At 57.7% G+C, this 2,837-nt stretch carries 2 protein-coding genes; both read left to right on the top strand.

Translation table 11 applies throughout. From position 1 onward, the window contains the following. Positions 1–2,452: type I DNA topoisomerase (topA, locus tag ADK28_RS05745; protein WP_048795138.1), on the top strand; the 2,452-nt coding region annotated here is incomplete at its 5' end. A 5-nt stretch (positions 2,453–2,457) separates the two neighbouring features. Continuing rightward, complete coding sequence (locus ADK28_RS33300) at positions 2,458–2,592, top strand: hypothetical protein (RefSeq protein ID WP_255253503.1); 135 nt, start codon at positions 2,458–2,460, stop codon at positions 2,590–2,592. The last annotated feature ends 245 nt before the right edge of the window (positions 2,593–2,837 follow it).

A 2,837-nucleotide genomic window follows, 5' to 3' on the forward strand; every position in this document is an offset into this window, starting at 1 on the left:
CTCAACCGAAGACAAAGCCAAGAAAAAAGTTAAAAAAGATGAGAAGGCGGCGCTGGTAAATCGCATGGGCGTCGACCCTTACCACGGCTGGAAAGCGCATTATGAAATCCTGCCGGGTAAAGAAAAAGTGGTCGCCGAGTTAAAATCGTTGGCGGAAAACGCCGACCACATTTATCTCGCAACCGACCTTGACCGCGAAGGGGAAGCCATCGCCTGGCACCTGCGGGAAGTGATCGGTGGCGATGACAAACGCTTTAGCCGCGTGGTCTTTAACGAAATCACCAAAAACGCGATCCAGCAGGCGTTCAAACAGCCGGGCGAGCTGAACATTGATCGCGTCAACGCGCAGCAGGCGCGCCGGTTTATGGACCGCGTGGTGGGCTATATGGTCTCGCCGCTGCTGTGGAAGAAAATCGCACGCGGCCTGTCCGCCGGCCGTGTGCAGTCGGTGGCGGTGCGTCTGGTGGTTGAGCGCGAACGCGACATCAAGGCGTTCGTGCCGGAAGAGTACTGGGAACTGCATGCCGATCTGCTGGCGAAGGGTGAAACCGCGCTGCAGATGGAAGTGACCCACGCGCACGACAAACCGTTCAAGCCGGTCAACCGCGAGCAGACTCACGCCGCGGTCAAGTTGCTGGAAAAAGCCCGCTACACGGTGCTGGATCGCGAAGACAAACCGACCAGCAGCAAGCCGGGCGCGCCTTTCATTACCTCCACGCTGCAACAGGCCGCCAGCACCCGCCTGAGCTTCGGCGTGAAGAAAACCATGATGATGGCGCAACGGTTGTATGAAGCCGGCCACATCACCTATATGCGTACCGATTCCACCAACCTGAGCCAGGATGCGCTCAACATGGTGCGTGGCTATATCGGCGACAACTTCGGCGATAAATACCTGCCGAAGGCGCCGAATCAGTACAGCAGCAAAGAGAATTCGCAGGAAGCGCACGAAGCGATCCGTCCTTCGGACGTGAACGTGCTCGCCGAGCAGTTGAAAGACATGGAAGCGGACGCGCAGAAGCTGTATCAGCTGATCTGGCGCCAGTTCGTCGCCTGCCAGATGACGCCGGCGCAGTACGATTCCACCACGCTGACGGTGAAAGCCGGCGATTATCAGCTGCGCGCCAAGGGCCGTACGCTGCGCTTTGACGGCTGGACCAAGGTGATGCCGGCGTTGCGCAAGGGCGATGAAGATCGCACCCTGCCATACGTCGAAATCGGCAGCGAGCTGGATCTGCAGAAACTGATCCCGAGCCAGCACTTCACCAAGCCGCCGGCGCGCTACAGCGAAGCCTCGCTGGTGAAAGAGCTGGAAAAACGCGGCATTGGCCGCCCGTCCACCTACGCCTCCATTATCTCGACCATTCAGGATCGCGGTTATGTGCGGGTGGAAAGCCGCCGCTTCTATGCCGAGAAAATGGGTGAGATCGTCACCGATCGTCTGGAAGAGAACTTCCGCGAGCTGATGAACTATGACTTCACCGCGCGCATGGAAGACGGCCTCGATGAGGTGGCCAACAACCAGGCTGAATGGAAAGCGGTGCTGGACGAGTTCTTCGTCGACTTCAGCGAGCAGCTGGAAACGGCGGAGAAGGATCCGGAAGAAGGCGGCATGCGGCCTAACCAGATGGTGATGACCAGCATCGACTGCCCGACCTGCGGCCGCAAGATGGGCATCCGTACCGCCAGCACCGGCGTGTTCCTCGGCTGTTCCGGCTACGCGCTGCCGCCGAAGGAGCGTTGCAAAACCACCATCAACCTGGTGCCTGAAGCGGAAGTGCTCAACATCCTCGAAGGCGACGACGCGGAAACCAACGCGCTGCGCGCCCGCCGCCGCTGCCAGAAATGCGGTACGGCGATGGACAGCTATCTGATCGACAACCAGCGCAAGCTGCACGTCTGCGGCAACAACCCGGCGTGTGACGGCTATGAGATCGAAGAGGGCGAGTTCCGCCTGAAAGGTTATGACGGCCCGGTGGTGGAGTGCGACAAGTGCGGTTCGGAAATGCACCTGAAAATGGGGCGTTTCGGCAAGTACATGGGCTGCACCAACGAGAACTGCAAAAATACCCGCAAGATCCTGCGTAACGGCGATGTGGCGCCGCCGAAGGAAGATCCGGTGCCGTTGCCGGAGCTGCCGTGCGAGAAGTCCGACGCCTATTTCGTGCTGCGTGACGGCGCTGCCGGCGTGTTCCTGGCGGCCAACACCTTCCCTAAATCGCGCGAGACCCGCGCGCCGTTGGTGGAGGAGCTGGCTCGCTTCAAGGATCGTCTGCCGGAGAAACTGCGCTACCTGGCCGATGCGCCTGTGGCGGATGCCGAAGGCAACAAAACGCTGGTGCGTTTCAGCCGTAAAACCAAGCAGCAGTACGTCTCCTCTGAAAAAGACGGCAAGGCGACCGGTTGGTCCGCGTTCTACGTGGACGGCAAGTGGGTCGAAGGCAAGAAGTAAGGGCGATGTCCTGCCTGCAAGATGAAAAACCAGCCCTGGCGGCTGGTTTTTTTATTGGTGAAAAGGGGCAAACGGATCTATCCTTTGCTGTTTTTATCCCTCCGACACCGCCGTTTCACGTTGATACCAATGCAAAATAATCGTTATCATAGTGTGACGCGGATCTATACTTGAAGCTGCATCGTGGTATAGTGGTTATATAAAAAGTTTTTTTATTATTAAAGCTTATTAACAACGGCGTTTTCTTCACCATCAGGGTAGAACACGGGGTTTATGGCTTGTGAGTTTCAGCATACCGGGGCGACACCGATATACCTGGCTGCGGGTAAGCCGCAGTGTTTAACCTAGGATGGTATAAGATATGAAATTGCAGCAGCTTCGTTAC

The organism is Serratia sp. 506_PEND, from assembly GCF_001076875.1.
Lineage (GTDB): Bacteria > Pseudomonadota > Gammaproteobacteria > Enterobacterales > Enterobacteriaceae > Serratia > Serratia marcescens.

Bases quoted from the DNA above. Each gene is read 5' to 3' on its own strand.
- ADK28_RS33300 (WP_255253503.1), top strand. From the start codon at position 2,458: ATGTCCTGCCTGCAAGATGAAAAACCAGCCCTGGCGGCTGGTTTTTTT.